Origin of the sequence: Desulfovibrio legallii (assembly GCF_900102485.1) — a bacterium.
GTDB classification, from domain to species: domain Bacteria; phylum Desulfobacterota; class Desulfovibrionia; order Desulfovibrionales; family Desulfovibrionaceae; genus Desulfovibrio; species Desulfovibrio legallii_A.
The window spans coordinates 40821-55595 of record NZ_FNBX01000011.1 but is presented as its reverse complement, the minus strand read 5'-3'; the positions used below and the strand labels follow the sequence as shown (position 1 = coordinate 55595).

17 protein-coding genes are annotated in these 14775 nt (G+C 65.8%); 11 read left to right on the top strand and 6 right to left on the bottom strand.

All coding sequences use genetic code 11. The annotated features are described in order from the left end of the window. Positions 1-104: 104 nt before the first annotated feature. Both BLS55_RS07940 and BLS55_RS07935 read left to right on the top strand, forming a co-directional pair. On the top strand, positions 105-1100 hold the full coding sequence (locus BLS55_RS07940; protein ID WP_092154096.1) for an OmpA family protein: 996 nt from the start codon (positions 105-107) through the stop codon (positions 1098-1100). Between the two features lie 82 nt (positions 1101-1182). Continuing rightward, positions 1183-1779, top strand: coding sequence for a translation initiation factor 2 (locus BLS55_RS07935; protein WP_092154094.1), 597 nt, complete (start codon positions 1183-1185; stop codon positions 1777-1779). A gap of 241 nt (positions 1780-2020) precedes the next feature. On the opposite strand, the gene BLS55_RS07930 is transcribed toward BLS55_RS07935, so the two are convergent. From BLS55_RS07930 to rfbF, 5 genes are read right to left on the bottom strand one after another with little or no spacing between them, the layout of a single operon-like run. Further along, the gene (locus tag BLS55_RS07930; RefSeq protein ID WP_092154092.1) at positions 2021-3547 is read right to left on the bottom strand and encodes an ATP-binding cassette domain-containing protein; all 1527 of its coding nucleotides are present in this window, start codon (positions 3545-3547) and stop codon (positions 2021-2023) included. A gap of 22 nt (positions 3548-3569) precedes the next feature. Next, positions 3570-4550: a prenyltransferase gene (locus tag BLS55_RS07925; RefSeq protein WP_092154090.1), complete on the bottom strand. Its 981-nt coding sequence runs from the start codon at positions 4548-4550 to the stop codon at positions 3570-3572. After that, a complete protein-coding gene (locus tag BLS55_RS07920; RefSeq protein WP_092154150.1) occupies positions 4547-5050 on the bottom strand; it encodes a dTDP-4-dehydrorhamnose 3,5-epimerase in 504 nt (167 codons plus the stop codon). The genes BLS55_RS07925 and BLS55_RS07920 overlap by 4 nt, the downstream gene beginning before the upstream one ends. 7 nt (positions 5051-5057) lie before the next feature. After that, positions 5058-6173: a CDP-glucose 4,6-dehydratase gene (gene rfbG, locus BLS55_RS07915; protein ID WP_092154088.1), complete on the bottom strand. Its 1116-nt coding sequence runs from the start codon at positions 6171-6173 to the stop codon at positions 5058-5060. Positions 6174-6192: 19 nt separating this feature from the next. Next, complete coding sequence (gene rfbF / locus BLS55_RS07910) at positions 6193-6957, bottom strand: glucose-1-phosphate cytidylyltransferase (protein ID WP_092154086.1); 765 nt, start codon at positions 6955-6957, stop codon at positions 6193-6195. Positions 6958-7281: 324 nt separating this feature from the next. On the opposite strand from rfbF, the gene BLS55_RS12200 reads away from it, so the two are divergent. Continuing rightward, entirely contained in the window at positions 7282-7980 is a 699-nt protein-coding gene (locus BLS55_RS12200; protein ID WP_092154084.1) for a 6-carboxyhexanoate--CoA ligase, read from the top strand. An 8-nt stretch (positions 7981-7988) separates the two neighbouring features. Then, complete coding sequence (gene bioF / locus BLS55_RS12195) at positions 7989-9152, top strand: 8-amino-7-oxononanoate synthase (protein ID WP_092154082.1); 1164 nt, start codon at positions 7989-7991, stop codon at positions 9150-9152. A 121-nt stretch (positions 9153-9273) separates the two neighbouring features. Here the strand turns inward: bioF and BLS55_RS07895 are convergent, their stop codons facing one another. After that, a complete protein-coding gene (locus BLS55_RS07895) occupies positions 9274-10635 on the bottom strand; it encodes a tetratricopeptide repeat protein (protein WP_092154080.1) in 1362 nt (453 codons plus the stop codon). 749 nt (positions 10636-11384) lie between these two features. Here BLS55_RS07895 and rpsJ point away from each other — a divergent pair. From rpsJ to rplV, 7 genes are read left to right on the top strand one after another with little or no spacing between them, the layout of a single operon-like run. After that, on the top strand, positions 11385-11702 hold the full coding sequence (gene rpsJ / locus BLS55_RS07890) for a 30S ribosomal protein S10 (protein WP_022658146.1): 318 nt from the start codon (positions 11385-11387) through the stop codon (positions 11700-11702). Between the two features lie 12 nt (positions 11703-11714). Next, complete coding sequence (gene rplC, locus BLS55_RS07885; RefSeq protein ID WP_092154078.1) at positions 11715-12344, top strand: 50S ribosomal protein L3; 630 nt, start codon at positions 11715-11717, stop codon at positions 12342-12344. Between the two features lie 11 nt (positions 12345-12355). Next, entirely contained in the window at positions 12356-12988 is a 633-nt protein-coding gene (gene rplD, locus BLS55_RS07880; RefSeq protein ID WP_092154076.1) for a 50S ribosomal protein L4, read from the top strand. Between the two features lie 2 nt (positions 12989-12990). Then, positions 12991-13281, top strand: coding sequence for a 50S ribosomal protein L23 (gene rplW, locus BLS55_RS07875; protein ID WP_092154074.1), 291 nt, complete (start codon positions 12991-12993; stop codon positions 13279-13281). Between the two features lie 2 nt (positions 13282-13283). Further along, positions 13284-14132 carry a 50S ribosomal protein L2 gene (rplB, locus tag BLS55_RS07870; protein ID WP_092154072.1) on the top strand — a complete coding sequence of 283 codons (849 nt, stop codon included), beginning with the start codon at positions 13284-13286 and terminating at the stop codon, positions 14130-14132. A 9-nt stretch (positions 14133-14141) separates the two neighbouring features. Beyond that, the gene (gene rpsS / locus BLS55_RS07865; RefSeq protein ID WP_092154070.1) at positions 14142-14426 is read left to right on the top strand and encodes a 30S ribosomal protein S19; all 285 of its coding nucleotides are present in this window, start codon (positions 14142-14144) and stop codon (positions 14424-14426) included. A gap of 9 nt (positions 14427-14435) precedes the next feature. Next, positions 14436-14774, top strand: coding sequence for a 50S ribosomal protein L22 (rplV, locus tag BLS55_RS07860; protein ID WP_092154068.1), 339 nt, complete (start codon positions 14436-14438; stop codon positions 14772-14774). Position 14775: the final 1 nt, after the last annotated feature.

The window sequence follows — 14775 nt, the reverse complement described above, 5'->3', positions numbered from 1 at the left end:
GGAAGCCCTTGGCCGGACAGGGAACGGTGCTATGGCGGGCATACCGCGATCTACCGTCGTTGGATGACGGTAATCGACGACACTTTCAACGTTTGGGAGGCACTATGAAATCATTTCGTCTTCTCGTTCTGGCGGCTGCACTTGTGCTGAGTTATGCCGTGGCCGCGGCGGCCGCACCCGCGTGCAACAAAAAAATTGAAAGCTTCGACTTCGTCGTGGACTACTCCGGCTCCATGATGATGAAAAACGCCCAGCTGAAGCAGGACAAAATCGTGGTGGCCAAAAACGTGCTCCAGCGCGTGAACGCGGCCATCCCCGCCCTGAGCTACAATGGCGGCCTGCACACCATTTCGCCCAACAGCACCATCGTGGCACAGGGCCCCTGGGACCGCGCCGCCATGGCCGCGGGCATCAACAAGCTGCGCAGCGGCTTCCAGATCTTCGGCCGCATGACCAGCATGGGCAACGGCCTGCAGGCCTATGAACCCTTCCTCTCCAGCATGAAGCGCGACGCCGCCCTCATCCTGGTCACTGACGGCGACAACAACCGCGGCACCGACCTGGTGGAAATGGCCCGCCAGCTCTACGCCAGCCAGCGCAACCTGGTGGTGCACATCATCTCCCTGGCCGACACCAAGAACGGCGAAGCCACCATCAAGCAGATTGCCGCTCTGAACCCCAACAGCATCGTGGTGCGCGGCGAAGAGCTGGCCACCAGCGACGCTGCCGTGGAGCGCTTCGTGCTGGCCGTGTTCTGCCAGGACGAGGACGTGATCGTGCTGCGCGGCGTGCACTTTGCCTTCAATTCTTACGCTCTTGACGGCAAGGCCATGGGCATCCTCAACGAAGCCGCCGGCCTCATCAAGTCCAATCCCAACAAGCGCGTGATCCTCTCTGGCTGGACCGACTGGATCGGCTCTGACGCTTACAACATGAAGCTCTCTCAGGAGCGCGCCAATTCCGTGAAGAACTACCTGGTGAAGCAGGGCATCCCCGCCAGCCGCATGACGTCCATCGGCCGCGGCAAGTCCTTCAAGTACAACAACAAAACCGACGAAGGCCGCGCCATGAACCGGCGCACCGAAATCTCTTTCGAGTAGCCTTCAGCGGCCAACTTATGTGACTTACAGCGAAAGCCGGGCGGCCTGGGCCGCCCGGCTTTGGTGTGAGGAGGTCTGGTAGATGCGTAACATGCTGGCTTGTATACTGGTTCTGGGGCTTGCCACCGGCGGCTGCGCCTGGTTCGGCGGCGATACTGAGCAAAAAGACGTTCCCCCTGCACAGCCTCAGGAGCAGGCGGCGGCCCCCGCCCCTGCCCCCGAACCCCCGGCGCCGACTAAGGCCGGCAAAAAGGTGGACGCCAAGACCGCCAAAGCGGAAAAAGCCGCCAAAGCCAAAGCGGAAAAAGCCGCTAAGACCAAGGCGGGCAAGTCCGCCCCCAAGGGCGAAACGCAGATTGCGGCGGAGCTGGACATGGTGGGCCATCGTCTGGTGGCCCAGGCTTCCCGTACCGTGGTGCCTTCCAAGGCTGAAAAGGAAGTGCGCCAGCAGGGCAAGGACTATGTGGCCACCTATGTGGATGTGGACACCAGCAACGTAAGCACGGAGCTGCGCCCCGGCACCAAAGGCCAGTATGTGGGCTTTGTGCGCTACCACGAAAATGTTTTTGAGTGCCGCGGCAAGTCCAGGAAGGAGGCGCTTACCGCTTCCTGCGAGCAGGTTAAGTCCCGGCGGCTCAACGAGCTGATCCGTTACGACGGCAGCTCCTGGCAGTACTAGTCTTTTTTTGGCGTTTGGCGCAAGCGCGCCCAAAAGGCCCGTCCGCAGCTGCCGCGGACGGGCCTTTTGCCGTTTTTTGGGAGAAGGCGGGCCGCCGTGGCGGGGGGAAGCCTGGGCCGGAAGCCTTGTGCCTTTTCGCGCACCGGGCGGGCCCGGCAAAGGGCGCCCGCTTGAGCCGGCAGGGCATGGCGGAAGGGTCTGGCGACCCGCTTCGGCTGTCTGTGCAGAAGGACGCGCGGGCTCAGAGCAGCACGCGCAGCCTGCCTTCTTCCATGCGGGCTTCGCGGTTGATGCAAAGGGGCGCGTCTTCGCTGTGATGGGAAACAAAAACCAGATGCAGGCCACGGGCGGCCAGCTGGTCCAGCAGGTGCAGATAACGGCCACGGCTTGCGGCGTCCAGGCCGGAGCAAGGCTCGTCCAGCAGCAGGACGTCCGGCCCGCCGGCCAGGGCGCGGGCCAGGAACAGACGGCGCAGCTGCCCCGTGGAAAGCTGCCGGATGGAGCGCCCCGCCAGGCACGCAAGCCCGGCCGCGTCTTCCTCCGGAAACATGAAGGCCATGTGGCGCGTGGCTTCGGCCTGTTCCGCCGGGGTAAAGCGGCGGTAAACGCCGATGCTGTTGTCAAAACCTGTGCAGACCATATCCCCGGCCGTGAGGGTATAGCCGTAGAGGGCCTGGGAGAGGTCGGAGACCAGGCGCACGCCCTTGCGCACCTGGGCCAGAGTGTTCACCGCGCCGCCCTGGCCGGGCAGCCAGTATTCCAGCCGCCCCCCGGCGGCCACAAATTCGTCGCCCGCCAGGAGCCGCAGCAGGGTGGATTTGCCGGAGCCGTTGGCCCCGGCGATGCGCCAGTGCTCGCCCCGGTGCAGGCTCCAGGTTATCTGGTGGAGCACTTCCTGCCGGTTGATGAAAACCGTGACGTTTTCCAGATCCAGCAGCGGCCGCCCCAGAGGAGCGTCGGCCGTGCCGTTGGGGGCTGCAGTGGCGGCGTCCGCGCGGGCGAGCGCGGCGGGATCAACTGCGGCGGGCGGCCGGGAAGGCGCGGCAGCGGCGTCCGCAGCGGCCGCGTCGGCGGGGGGCGTGGCGAGCAGGCGGCCCTGGCGCACATAGCGGCGCTCCGCGCACCAGTCCGGGATCTGCCCGGGGCGGTGGGCGGTCATAACAATGGTGCAGTGCGCGGCAGAGGCTTCCAGCGCATCAAAAAAGATGGCTTTGCGGCGGCTGTCCAGGCCCTCGGCGCATTCGTCCAGCAAGAGCAGCTCCGGGGCGCGCAGCAAGGCGCGGCCCAGCAGCAGCAAGCGCAGCTGGCCCTGGGAGAGGGTGGGCATGCGCCGCTCCAGCAGGCCCTGGGCCTGGAGGCGGCGGGCCATGTTTTCCACTGCTTCTTCTCTGGCGGGCTGGGGCGCGGTGTAGAGCAGGGGGGTATCGGCAAAGCCCGTGAGCAGCAGGTCGCGGCCCGTAAGATCCCAGCCCTGGCGCTGGTAATTTTCCTGTTGGGCCGGGGAAACCAGGGCCGTCATGGCGCGTCCGGCCAGGGGGGCGTCTTCCGGGCCTTCGGGCCCGTGCCAGAGGATGCGCCCCTGGGCGGGCCAAAGCTCGCCGCGCAGCAGCCGCAGGAGGGTGGATTTGCCCGAACCGTTGGGCCCCAGCAGGGCGCAGTGGCGGCCGCGTTCCACGGTCCAGGAAATATGGTGCAGGACAAGGGTCTGGCTGGCGTCGCCGGGCAGGAACAGGCTGACGTTTGCAACAGTGACAAGCGGTGCGGACATGACAGAATCCCGGAGCGGGTTTTCAGGCGGCGGCCACGCCGATGATCAGGGCGAGGCCGCTGCCCAGGTAGCACAGGCGCACCAGCGCGCCGTGGTTGTCCAGGGGCAGCCAATCGCCCTGACCGGCGGCGGCGATGTGGGCGCGGGCCCGGAGGTACAGGGGCAGGGTGAGCAGGGCCAGGGCCACGGGCCAGCCCGCCAGGCCCACGGCCCAGAGGTTGCCCAGCAGAACCCAGACCGTGGGCCACCAGAGGGTGAACAAAAAGGCGGCGCGGGGCTTGCCCAGGCAGTTGGCCAGGGTGCGCTTGCCCGCGGCCGCGTCCGTGTCGATTTCAGGCAGGCTCTGGTAGTAGAGCACGCCCGCCACCATAAGGCCCACGGGCAGGGCCAGGGCCAGGCTGCGGGGATCGAAGCGCCCCAGCAGCAGAACGCTGCTGGCGCCCACAATGATGAAGCCCATGTTGCAGCAGACAAAAAGCTCGCCCAGGGCGCGGTGGCCGTAGCGGATGGGCGGGGCCACATAAAAGACGGCCGAGGCCACGGCAAACAGGCTTGCGGCCCACAGCCCCGGCCGCAGCGGGGCGGGCGCGCCGCAGATGAGCAGGCCGCCCACGGCCAGGGTGGCGGGGGTGAGCAGCAGCAAGGCCACGCTGAGCTGACGCGGGCTGATGAGCCCGCTCTGGATGACGCGCGAGCCGCCGATATTGTCCCCGCCGTCCACGCCCAGAATGTGGTCAAACAGGTCGTTGGCGAAGTTGGCGATGGTCAGGCCCATGAAGCAGCCCAGCAGCAAAAGGCCCCATATGCCCCACTGGCGGGGGCTTACCGCGCCTTGCGTCTGAAAGGCAAAGGCCAGGGCCAGGAGGACGGGAATGGCCGCGGTAATGAAAAAAGGCGGGCGGCAGGCCTGCCGCCAGGCGCGGAACTTTGCGCGCGGGGGCAGCGGCGGCGCGTCCGCCGGGCGGGGCTGCCAGGCGGCGCGCAGCAGGGCGCGGCAGGTCATGACGCGGCCTCCTCTGACCAGCGGTAGGGGATGCGGTCCGTATCCTGCGGCAGGCGTTCGCCTTCGGTCGGGTCGTGGGGCAGGTCCGGGCAGTTGCAGATCAGGGCCGGGGCCGCGCCCATGGCGGTAAAGCCGTACCAGACGCCCACGGGGATGCACAGGAGCCGGTAGTTTTCCGGCCGCCCCAGGAGCATCTCCAACAAGGCCCCCTCGCTGGGGGAGCCGGGCCGGTCGTCGTAGAGCACAATGCGAAGCAGCCCGGCGGGCACGGCAAAGCGTTGGGTCTGGCGGGTGTGGCGCTTCCAGGCTTTGACGCGGCCGGGCAGAACCTCAGAAAAGTAGACCTCGCCCACGCGGCCGCCCTCGGGCCAGAGGGCGCAGCCCGGCCGCAGCATGTGCAGCACCGGGCCGCCCGGGGTGGGGATGACGCCCAGGGGCTGGAGCAGGGCGTCGGCAATGCCCGCGTCGCGGGCCAGGCTTTCCGGAGCGGCGTCGTGCATGTCCATCTCAGCGCACCCAGACCTGGCCGCGCTGTTCGGCGGCGTTGACGTAGGCCGCGATCTGCCCCAGGGTGAAATCCAGCATATGCTGGGGCTTTTTGCCGCCTGCGCCCTGATAGAAGCTGTGGTACCATTCCGCTGTATAGCGGATGGTTTCCTCAAAGTTCAGGGTGGCCTTCCAGCCCAGATGGGCCAGGGCCTTGTCGCAGCAGAGCTTGAGCAGGGTGCATTCCTTCATGCCCGCCTGGCCGGCGGCGTCCATCTCGCACTGGAAGCCCGGCCAGTGCCGGCCCAGGGCGGCCGCCACCTCGGCCACCGTGTTGTTGACGTCCGCTGCCGGGCCGAAGTTGTAGGCCTGGCCGCGCAGGTCAAAGGGCGTGTTCTGCCCCGTAAGCAGGCGCGCGCCCAGCCAGAGGTAGCCGGAGAGCGGCTCAAGCACCAGCTGCCAGGGCCTGGTGGCCCAGGGGCTGCGGATGCGCACGGGCTTGCCGGCGGCCCAGGCGCGGGCGCAGTCCGGCACGATGCGGTCCTGGGCCCAGTCCCCGCCGCCGATGACGTTGCCCGCGCGCACGGTGGCGCAGGCCGGGCCATCTTTGAAGAAGCTGGCAAAATAGGAATGGGCGATGATTTCGGCGCAGCCCTTGGAGGCGGAATAGGGGTCGCTGCCGCCCAGGTGGTCGGTTTCGCGGTAGCCCCAGACCCATTCGTCGTTGCGGTAGCATTTGTCGGAGGTGATCATGACCACAGCGCGCACGTCGGGGCAGGCGCGCACGGCCTCCAGCATATTCAGGGTGCCCAGGGCGTTGGCCTCGAAGGTGGCTGCCGGGTCTTCATACGATTTGCGCACCAGGGCCTGGGCCGCCAGGTGGAAGACCACTTCGGGCCGGAACTGGCGCACCGCGCGGACCATGGCCTCGCGGTCGCGGATGTCGCCGCGCAGGTCGGCCGCCAGGTGCGCGCCGAGGCCCATGGCCTCGTAGTGCGAGGGGCTGGTGGGCACGCCGTCGGCAAAGCCCGCCACCGCCGCGCCCAGGCGGGTGAGCCAGGCCGCCAGCCAGGAACCTTTGAAGCCCGTGTGCCCGGTGACCAGCACCCGGCGTCCTTTGTATGCGTCTGCAAACATGTTTTCCGCTCCTTGCGCGTCAGGCCCAGAAGGCGCGGCCCGAATCCCACAGCTCGTTGAGGAAAAGCGAATCCCGCAGGGTATCCATGCACTGCCACTGTCCGGGATGGGGATACATGGAAAGCTGCCCCTCGGCGGCCAGGCGCTGGAGGGGTTCTTTTTCCAGGTCGCAGCTTTCGTCTTCGCTCAGGTAGTCCAGAAACTCCCGCTTAAAGACAAAGAAGCCGCAGTTGATGTACTCGTTGAGCAGGGGCTTTTCTTCCCAGGAAAGAATCTTGCCCGCGGCGTCCGTGCGCACGGAGCCGAAGCGCGAGGGCATGCGCACGCCCGTAAAAGTGCCCATGCAGCCAGACTGCTGGTGGAAGGCGATGAGCTGGTCCAGGTTGATATCCGCCACGCCGTCGCCGTAAGTGACCATGAAGCGGTCCGTATCAATGTATTTGGCTACCCGTTTGAGGCGGCCGCCCTTGAGGGTTTCCTGCCCGGTATCGCAGAGCGTCACCCGCCAGTCCTCCACATGGTTGGGATAGACCGTAAGCGCACCGCTTTTAAGATCCACGGTAAAGTCCGTGTTGCGCATGTTGTAGTCGTGAAAATATTGTTTGATGACCTCCCCCTTGTAGCCCAGGGGGAGGATAAAATCCTTGAAGCCGAAACGGGCGTAGATGGACATGATGTGCCAGAGCACGGGGCGTCCGCCGATTTCCACCATGGGCTTGGGCTTGACCGAGGTTTCCTCGCGCAGGCGCGTGCCCTTGCCGCCGCATAGGATGACGACTTTCATACAGGCCTCCTTGGCCGGCCGCGTGCAGCGCGGCGCGTGGCCCTTGTGTAGCAGATGCCCGGCAGGAATAAAAGCCCCGGCGGCCGGGCCGGGGCGGGAAACTGCGCGCTGAAGCCGACGGCGCAGCCGCTGCCCCGGCGTGGCGGCCATTGCGGCGCATTGTCAGCCGGCGGCGTTGGCGCTATCATAATTATCTTCCCTCCCGCAACGCAGTGAAAAGCAGGGTGCGGCTCTGCCGTGAAACTGCGCCGGGGGCATCCGGTTTGCAGCCGCAGCCGCGCGACAGCCCGTTGCGCCGCCGGTTGCCCAAAGGTTTACGCATCCATGGCATTCAGCATTAAAATGCGGGCCGAAAAAGGCTCGCGGCATGTTTCAGGGGCGGAGCGCATTGTGGAGCGCGCGCAGGCGGCGGCGGCCCTGGAGGCCCTGGCCCGGCGGGCCCTGGAACATCCCAACGGCGAACCCGACACCCTTACCCTGACTGTGCGGGCCATAACCCTGCCTATTCTTCACCTGCCGCCGCTGCCGGTGCTGGAGCCGGCGGTGCGCGACGCAGCTGCGGCGCGGGCCGTGCTGGCCGCGGAACTGCGGCGGCTGGGCCTGGACCCGGAGCGCGTCCTGCCCCTGCTCTATAACGTCCGGCCCATGCGCGGGGCCGTGCTGCTGCATGCGGACAGCCTGCAGCGGCTGGAGCCGGATCAAGCGCGCGGCGTGCGCGCCACCTGCATGGACTACGTCGGCAACGACGGCGGGGGCAAACGCCATATGCAGGAAGCCCTGTGCCTGGCCACCAAGGTGGCGCACTGCCCCTGGATTATTGGTGAATTGTGCATATCCGACGATCCGGACTACACCATCGGGTATTTTGCCGCGCGCGGGCGGGGCTATGTGCGCATCCCCCATATCAAGGAACGCGGGAGCGAACAGGGCGGGCGGGTGTTTCTTTTTCGGGGCGGTGCGGACGACGTGCCCCGCTGCATAGATTACCTTGAGCGGCAGCCCGTCATGGTGGAGCTGCGCTGAGGAGGGGTATGGATTTCGCCGCCCGGCTGGCCGCCGTCAAGGCCGCTCACCTGTACAGGACGCCGTACCTGATGGAATCCGTCCAGGGGCGCGAGGTGGTTATGGACGGCCGCCGCGTGCTGCTGTTCTGTTCCAACAGCTATCTTGGCCTCAACAACCGGCCGGAAATCCTCCGCGCGGCCGTGCGGGCCGTGAAGGCCTATGGCGTGGGCGCGGGGGGTTCGCGGCTCGTTTCGGGCAACCTGCGGCCCCATGTCCGGCTGGAAAAGCTGCTGGCCCGCTTTAAGGGCAGCGAGGCCGCCCTGCTGTGCAACAGCGGTTATACGGCCAATGCGGGCGCCATCAGCGCCCTGTGCGGCGCGGGAAGCCACATCTTCAGCGATGCGCTCAACCACGCCAGCATTGTTGACGGCTGCCGCTTGGCGCGGGCGCACACCGTGGTCTACGCCCACAACGACCCCGCGGATCTGGAAGCGAAGATCAGGCGGGAGCGGCCGCGGGAGGGACTCATCGTCACCGATTCCGTGTTCAGCATGGACGGCGATGTGGCCCGCCTGCCGGAGCTGGCGCGCATCAGCCGCCGCTACGGCCTGCCCCTTATGGTGGACGACGCGCACGCCACCGGCGTTTTGGGGGCCACGGGACGGGGCAGCCTGGAGCATTTCGGCCTCAGCCATGAGGACGTGCCCATCGTCATGACCACGCTGAGCAAGGCCGTGCCCAGCGAAGGCGGCGCGATCTGCGGCTCGCGGGAGCTGTGCGACCTGCTGCGCAACACGGCCCGGCCCTTTATCTTTACCACTGCGCTTTCCCCCGCCACGGTGGCGGCCGCGCACGCGGGTCTGGCGCAGATCATGGCGCACCCTGAGCTGGTGCGCCGCCTGCGGGAAAACACGGCCTGCATGGCGCGCAACCTCAGGGATCTGGGCCTGCCCGCTGCCGCGGATACGCCGATCTTTCCTATCCTGGTGGGCGACGAAGAAAAGGCCCGTCGCGCCGGCGCGGCGTTGCTGCGCATGGGCGTCTTCATCCCCTGCATCCGTTACCCCACTGTGGCCCGGGGCGCGGCCCGGCTGCGGCTCACCGTCATGGCCGCGCATACGGAAGCGGATCTGAACTACGCCGCCGCCTGCATCGCCAAAGCCCTTCATCCGCGCGGCGAGGGCATCTGACCTGCGCGATGCGCTGACAACGGCGCAGGCGCGGCAGCAAGCGCCCTGCCTGTCGTTGCCGGGGCTGTTTTGCGGCGGCCGCAGGCATCTGGCGGCTGTGCGCAGCGGCTGGGAGAAGCGGCTACCCGCCGGAGCGGGCAAGGCCCTCCTGGGCGGCTTTGAAGTCCGGCTCCTGCTCCAGCGCCTGGCGAAAAAAGCCCGCGGCGCGGGCGCGGTCCCCGGTCTGAAGGAAGACGGCCCCGCAGTTGAAGGCGATGGTGGCTCCGGTGCGGGGCAGCTGGGGGTTGAGCTCCAGGGCTTTGAGCATATGGGCCTTGGCCTGGGGAAAGTCGCGGCCTTCGGCCAGGGCCATGCCCAGATTGTAGTACAGGTTGGCGTCGTCCGGGGCCAGCTTGAGGGCGCGGCGGTATTCGGTTACGGCGTCCTGCCAGCGGCCCTGGCGGCGCAGGCTGAGGCCCAGGCGGTTGAAGAGGGCAATGTCGTTGCGCGAAAGATATTTTTCTTTTATTTCAAGGCTGTTGCGCAGGTATTTTTCGGCTTTGCCGGGGTCGCGGTCCGTATAGATGTCGGCAATGCGGCCGGAAAGGGCGCTCAGGCCGTCCAGGGCGTCGTGCTGCATCTGGACCACGGCTTTGTCAAAATATTCCTCGGCCTTTTCCGTATTGCCGAGCTCCAGGTTGACGGAGCCCAGGCTGACCTTGCGGTCCACGTTGAGGGGGGAGAGGGCGTCCAGGCGTTCCAGGCACTCCTTGAGGCGGGCCTTGTCGCCGGTGGCTTCGTAAAGCTCAGCCAGGCGCTGCAGGGGGGCCAGGTAGAGATCCGCGCCGCTGGCCGCGGTTTCGTAAGCTGTGCGGGCTTTGTCATAGGCGCCCGTTTCGCGGTAGGCGTCGCCCATGAGCAGGTAGGCGGCGGCGCTGCCGGGCTTGAGCGCCAGGATTTTGGCGCAGGCGTCCAGGGTTTCGGCGTACTTTTTTTGCTCCAGCAGGGCGCGGGCCAGGTCTATGGCCTTGCCGATGCGGCTTTGGGGCCTGATGGTAAAGGCCATTTTTTCAATCAGGGTGTTGGCCGACACCGGCTTGGCAATAACGTTGTCCGCCCCCAGCTCGTGCAGTAGCAGCAGCCGCTCGCGCGGAACCTCGGTGGTGAGGATGATGATCTTGAGCCCAGGGAAGGTCTGGTGCAGGTGCTTGACCAGAAGGCTCTGGTCCTGGCCCGCCAAAGCGCGCTCCAGAAACAGCAGGATGACGGGATAGGCGGATTCCAGCTCGCGCAGGCGGCGGACCAGCTGGCTGGGGCCGGTGAGCAGGGTGAGACAGCCGGCGTCGGCAAGGCCCAGCTCCCGGGCCAGGGTAAGGCGCAGCTGGGTACAGAAGGCCTGGTCGTCGCTTACGGTCAGGATGTGCCCTTTATCCTTATTTATAAAATGGATAACAGTATCCTGGTAGCTGTTTTGGCGGGCGCGCTGGGCCTGATCAAATGCCATAAGAGTCCTCCCGGCCGGGGGCGGCGGTTGGGTAGGGTGAGCAAATGCCAATTTGTATTAATTTAATTAGGATATACAGCATCGAGGGTCTGTGTCAATAACCCCTTGTATTGTGAAGCAAAGTACGAGACGCAACGGGGCGGCAGGCAACGGAAATAAAAAGGTTGGCAGGAAAATGGGGAAAAAACTTGACGCCGGGGGAGTACTGGGCTAATCCAGTCGTTGCCGCTGCAAGCTGTGGCGGCATTCCCTGGACGGCAGGGAAGGGCGGGTTGAGCCCGTCCTGATGTGCCCTTGGCGGCGGCGTGCCGCGCGTCACGGGTTTTGACATGTGCAGGCGTTGCCAAATGCCGAACAATGTCGAGCCGTTCCAGCCCAAGGACGGACCCCACCGCAGCCTCGCAAGGCGGCGCGTGACCCGGGGCTGTAAGGTTGGGGGAGAACCCCATTTGGTGACCCTGCGGGACCGCCGCGCCACTGCTTTTCTGCGGTGGCCTGGCCTGGGCGACGCCGGGGAGCATCACGCGGATGATGCACAAGGGCGCGTCCGGGCGTCCACATCTTCCGAATTTCCTGATCGTTCAGGCGTGATGCGCGCAACAGCGCAGCCCCTTACGTTGCTCCGTTATCGTCCCTTGAGGGTGAGGCCGGCCTTCTGGGCCACGCTTCATGGCCCGTGTATGCTGTGAAGGAGCCCGCGTTGCCGCCCTGGGGCCGCGTGGGATGTTTTTGCAAACGGAGTAGGCACAATGACGACAGTTAGCAGCGATCGCATTCGGATCAAGCTCAAAGCCTACGATTACCGCATCCTGGACAAGGCCGTTGCGGAAATCGTGGATACGGCGCGCAATACCGGTGCCGGTGTGGCGGGACCCATCCCCCTGCCCACCAACATTCACAAGTACACCGTCCAGCGCTCCGTGCACGTGGACAAAAAGTCGCGCGAGCAGTTTGAGATGCGCATCCACAAGCGGCTCATGGACATTCTGGAACCCACGCAGCAGACCGTCGACGCGCTGGGCAAGCTTTCTTTGCCCGCCGGTGTGGACGTGGAAATCAAGCTCTAGCGAGAGGCAGTCATGGCTGAGAAAATGGGAATTTTGGGTCGTAAACTCGGTATGACCCGCATCTTTGACGGCGCCGGCGCCGCCGTGCCCGTCACGGTGATCGAGGCCGGGCCGTGCCCCGTCACGCAGGTCAAAACCCTGGCGACGGACGGCTACAACGCCGTACAGATTGCGCTGACCGCCGCCAAGGAAAAGCACACCACTAAGCCCCTGCGCGGCCATCTGGCCAAAGCGGGCAAGGGGCTTTTCCGCCACCTGCGCGAGATCCGTCTGGAAGGCGCGCCGGAGCAGGAGCTGGGGCAGGAATTCACCGTGGCCATGTTCGCCGCCGGCGACAAGGTTAAGGTGACCGGCACCAGCGTGGGCAAAGGCTACCAGGGCCGCATGCGCCGCTGGAACTTCGCCGGCTCCAAGGACACCCACGGCTGCGAAAAGGTGCACCGCAACAACGGCTCCGTAGGCAACAACACTTTTCCCGGCCACGTCTTCAAGGGCCGGAAAATGGCCGGCCATTGGGGCAATGAAACCGTGACGGAACTGGGCCTGACCATCGTTGACGTGCGTCCTGAGGATAACGTCATCCTGGTCAAAGGCTCTGTGCCCGGCCCCAAAAACGGGCTGGTGCTGATCCGCAAGCAGTAGGGGAAGCAGCGATGGCTACCGTGAAAGTTTACGATCAAAACAAACAGGAAAGCGGTGAAGTGACGCTGGCTTCCGACGTGTTTGAAGTGGAGGTCCGTCCGGAAATCCTCCACCTTGTGGTGCGTGCCCAGATGGCCGCCAAGCGCGCCGGCACCCACATGGTCAAAACCCGCGCCCTGGTTTCCGGCGGCGGCGTCAAGCCCTGGAAGCAGAAGGGCACCGGCCGCGCCCGGGCGGGCTCCAACCGCTCCCCCGTGTGGCGGGGCGGCGCCGTCATCTTCGGCCCCAGCCCGCGCGACTACAGCTTCAAGGTCAACAGCAAGGTGCGGACCTTGGCCCTCAAGATGGCCCTTTCGAGCCGTCTTGCCGAGGACAGCCTGCTGGTGGTCAAAGAGATCGCCCTGCCCGAAGCCAAGACCAAGCATTTCGCCAAAGTGGCCGCCGCTCTGGGCCTTACCAAGGCCCTTATCGTCGCGCCCGGCGCGGATGAAACCCTGTGCCGCTCGGCCCGCAACATTCCGGGCCTGACGCTGACCACGGCGGACAACCTCAGCGTGCTGGAGATTCTTCGGCACAAGCAGCTGGTGCTGCTGGAAGGCGCCCTGGAAACCGTTGCGGCGCGCTTCGCCAGGAAGGGGGCTTAATCATGGAAAGCACTTCTGTTCTGCTCAAGCCCCTGCTGACGGAAAAGACCACCCTGGTCAAGGACGAAGCGCGGCAGGTGGCCTTCCTGGTCCACACCGGGGCCAACAAGATGGAAATCAAAAAGGCCGTCGAGCAGGCCTTTGACGTTAAGGTGGAAGCGGTCAACGTGGTGCGCCACGCCCCCCGGAACAGGGAGCGTCAGGGCCGCGTGGTGGGCCGCAAGCCCGGCTTCAAGAAAGCGTATGTGACGCTGCGCCAGGGCGACAAAATCGAGTTCTTTGAGGGAGTGTAATCATGGCTGTCCGCAAGCTGAAGCCGACCTCCGCGGGACGTCGTTTCCAGACGGTTTCCGATTTTGAGGAAATCACCCGGACGCGGCCCGAAAAGTCCCTCACCGAGGGCCTGACCAAAAAGGCCGGTCGCAACAATCTGGGGCGCGTCACCAGCCGCCGTCGCGGCGGCGGGGTCAAGCGGCTGTACCGCATCATTGACTTTAAGCGCGATAAAACCGGCGTTCCGGCCACTGTGGCCCACATTGAATATGACCCCAACCGCACGGCCCGCATCGCCCTTCTGCACTACGCGGACGGCGAAAAGCGCTATATCCTCGCGCCCGTGGGCCTGAAGCAGGGCGATACGGTCATGGCCGGCGTTAATGAACGCAGCGGCGAAACGGCCGACATCAAGCCCGGCAACGCGCTGCCCATGCTGCGCATTCCCGTGGGCACGGTGCTCCACAACGTGGAGCTCTACCCCGGCAAGGGCGGGCAGATCTGCCGCGCCGCCGGGGCCTATGCCCAGCTGGTGGCCAAGGAGGGCAAATACGCCCTGCTGCGCCTGCCCTCGGGCGAAGTGCGCAAGGTCCTGGCCATGTGCGTGGCCACGGTGGGCCAGGTGGGCAACCTGCACCACGAAACCATCTCTTTGGGCAAGGCCGGCCGCAACCGCTGGCTGGGCCGTCGCCCCCAGGTGCGCGGCGTGGCCATGAACCCCATCGACCACCCCTTGGGCGGCGGCGAAGGCCGCAGCTCCGGCGGCCGGCACCCCGTGTCGCCTTGGGGCATGCCCGCCAAGGGCTACAAGACCCGTGACAGGAAGAAGCCTTCTTCCCGGCTGATCATCAAACGCCGCGGCCAGAAGTAGGAGTAGCTCATGCCGAGATCGCTGAAAAAAGGGCCGTTTGTGGACGGCCATCTGATGAAGAAGGTCGACAGCGCCGTGGCCAACAGTGACCGCCGCGTGCTCAAGACCTGGTCGCGCCGCTCGACCATCCTGCCCGAAATGGTGGGGCTGACCTTCGCGGTGCATAATGGCAAGAAGTTCGTGCCGGTGTTTGTCACCGAAAACATGGTGGGCCACAAACTGGGCGAGTTTTCGCCCACCCGCACCTTTCATGGGCACGCCGCCGATAAAAAGGCCAAGGCCGCCAAGAAGTAGGGTAGGGATATGGAATCCAAAGCAATCGCCAAGTTCCAGCGCGTCTCGCCGCGCAAGACCCGCCTGGTGGCCCGCAACGTGCAGGGCCTGGGGGTGGAAGAGGCCATGAACCTCCTCCGCTTTACGCCCAACAAGCCCGCCGGCGTGCTCTACGGCGTGGTTAAAAGCGCGCTCGCCAATGCCTCGCAGCTGGGCGGCGTGGATGTGGACGCCATGGTGGTGAAGGAAATCGTCGTCAACGAGGGCCCCTCCTGGAAGCGCTTCATGCCCCGTGCCCAGGGCCGGGCCACCAAGATCCGCAAGCGCACGAGCCACATCACCGTCATACTCGCAGAAGGGCAGGAATAGG

What these genes read in the sequence shown, in the direction of transcription:
- BLS55_RS07920 (WP_092154150.1), bottom strand. Translation starts at nt 5,050, where the DNA reads ATGCACGACGCCGCTCCGGAAAGCCTGGCCCGCGACGCGGGCATTGCC.
- BLS55_RS12200 (WP_092154084.1), top strand. Translation starts at nt 7,282, where the DNA reads ATGGCATTCAGCATTAAAATGCGGGCCGAAAAAGGCTCGCGGCATGTT.
- rfbG (WP_092154088.1), bottom strand. Translation starts at nt 6,173, where the DNA reads ATGTTTGCAGACGCATACAAAGGACGCCGGGTGCTGGTCACCGGGCAC.
- BLS55_RS07935 (WP_092154094.1), top strand. Translation starts at nt 1,183, where the DNA reads ATGCGTAACATGCTGGCTTGTATACTGGTTCTGGGGCTTGCCACCGGC.
- rplB (WP_092154072.1), top strand. Translation starts at nt 13,284, where the DNA reads ATGGCTGTCCGCAAGCTGAAGCCGACCTCCGCGGGACGTCGTTTCCAG.
- BLS55_RS07940 (WP_092154096.1), top strand. Translation starts at nt 105, where the DNA reads ATGAAATCATTTCGTCTTCTCGTTCTGGCGGCTGCACTTGTGCTGAGT.
- BLS55_RS07925 (WP_092154090.1), bottom strand. Translation starts at nt 4,550, where the DNA reads ATGACCTGCCGCGCCCTGCTGCGCGCCGCCTGGCAGCCCCGCCCGGCG.
- rplV (WP_092154068.1), top strand. Translation starts at nt 14,436, where the DNA reads ATGGAATCCAAAGCAATCGCCAAGTTCCAGCGCGTCTCGCCGCGCAAG.
- rplD (WP_092154076.1), top strand. Translation starts at nt 12,356, where the DNA reads ATGGCTACCGTGAAAGTTTACGATCAAAACAAACAGGAAAGCGGTGAA.
- rfbF (WP_092154086.1), bottom strand. Translation starts at nt 6,957, where the DNA reads ATGAAAGTCGTCATCCTATGCGGCGGCAAGGGCACGCGCCTGCGCGAG.
- rplC (WP_092154078.1), top strand. Translation starts at nt 11,715, where the DNA reads ATGGCTGAGAAAATGGGAATTTTGGGTCGTAAACTCGGTATGACCCGC.
- bioF (WP_092154082.1), top strand. Translation starts at nt 7,989, where the DNA reads ATGGATTTCGCCGCCCGGCTGGCCGCCGTCAAGGCCGCTCACCTGTAC.
- rplW (WP_092154074.1), top strand. Translation starts at nt 12,991, where the DNA reads ATGGAAAGCACTTCTGTTCTGCTCAAGCCCCTGCTGACGGAAAAGACC.
- rpsS (WP_092154070.1), top strand. Translation starts at nt 14,142, where the DNA reads ATGCCGAGATCGCTGAAAAAAGGGCCGTTTGTGGACGGCCATCTGATG.
- BLS55_RS07895 (WP_092154080.1), bottom strand. Translation starts at nt 10,635, where the DNA reads ATGGCATTTGATCAGGCCCAGCGCGCCCGCCAAAACAGCTACCAGGAT.
- BLS55_RS07930 (WP_092154092.1), bottom strand. Translation starts at nt 3,547, where the DNA reads ATGTCCGCACCGCTTGTCACTGTTGCAAACGTCAGCCTGTTCCTGCCC.
- rpsJ (WP_022658146.1), top strand. Translation starts at nt 11,385, where the DNA reads ATGACGACAGTTAGCAGCGATCGCATTCGGATCAAGCTCAAAGCCTAC.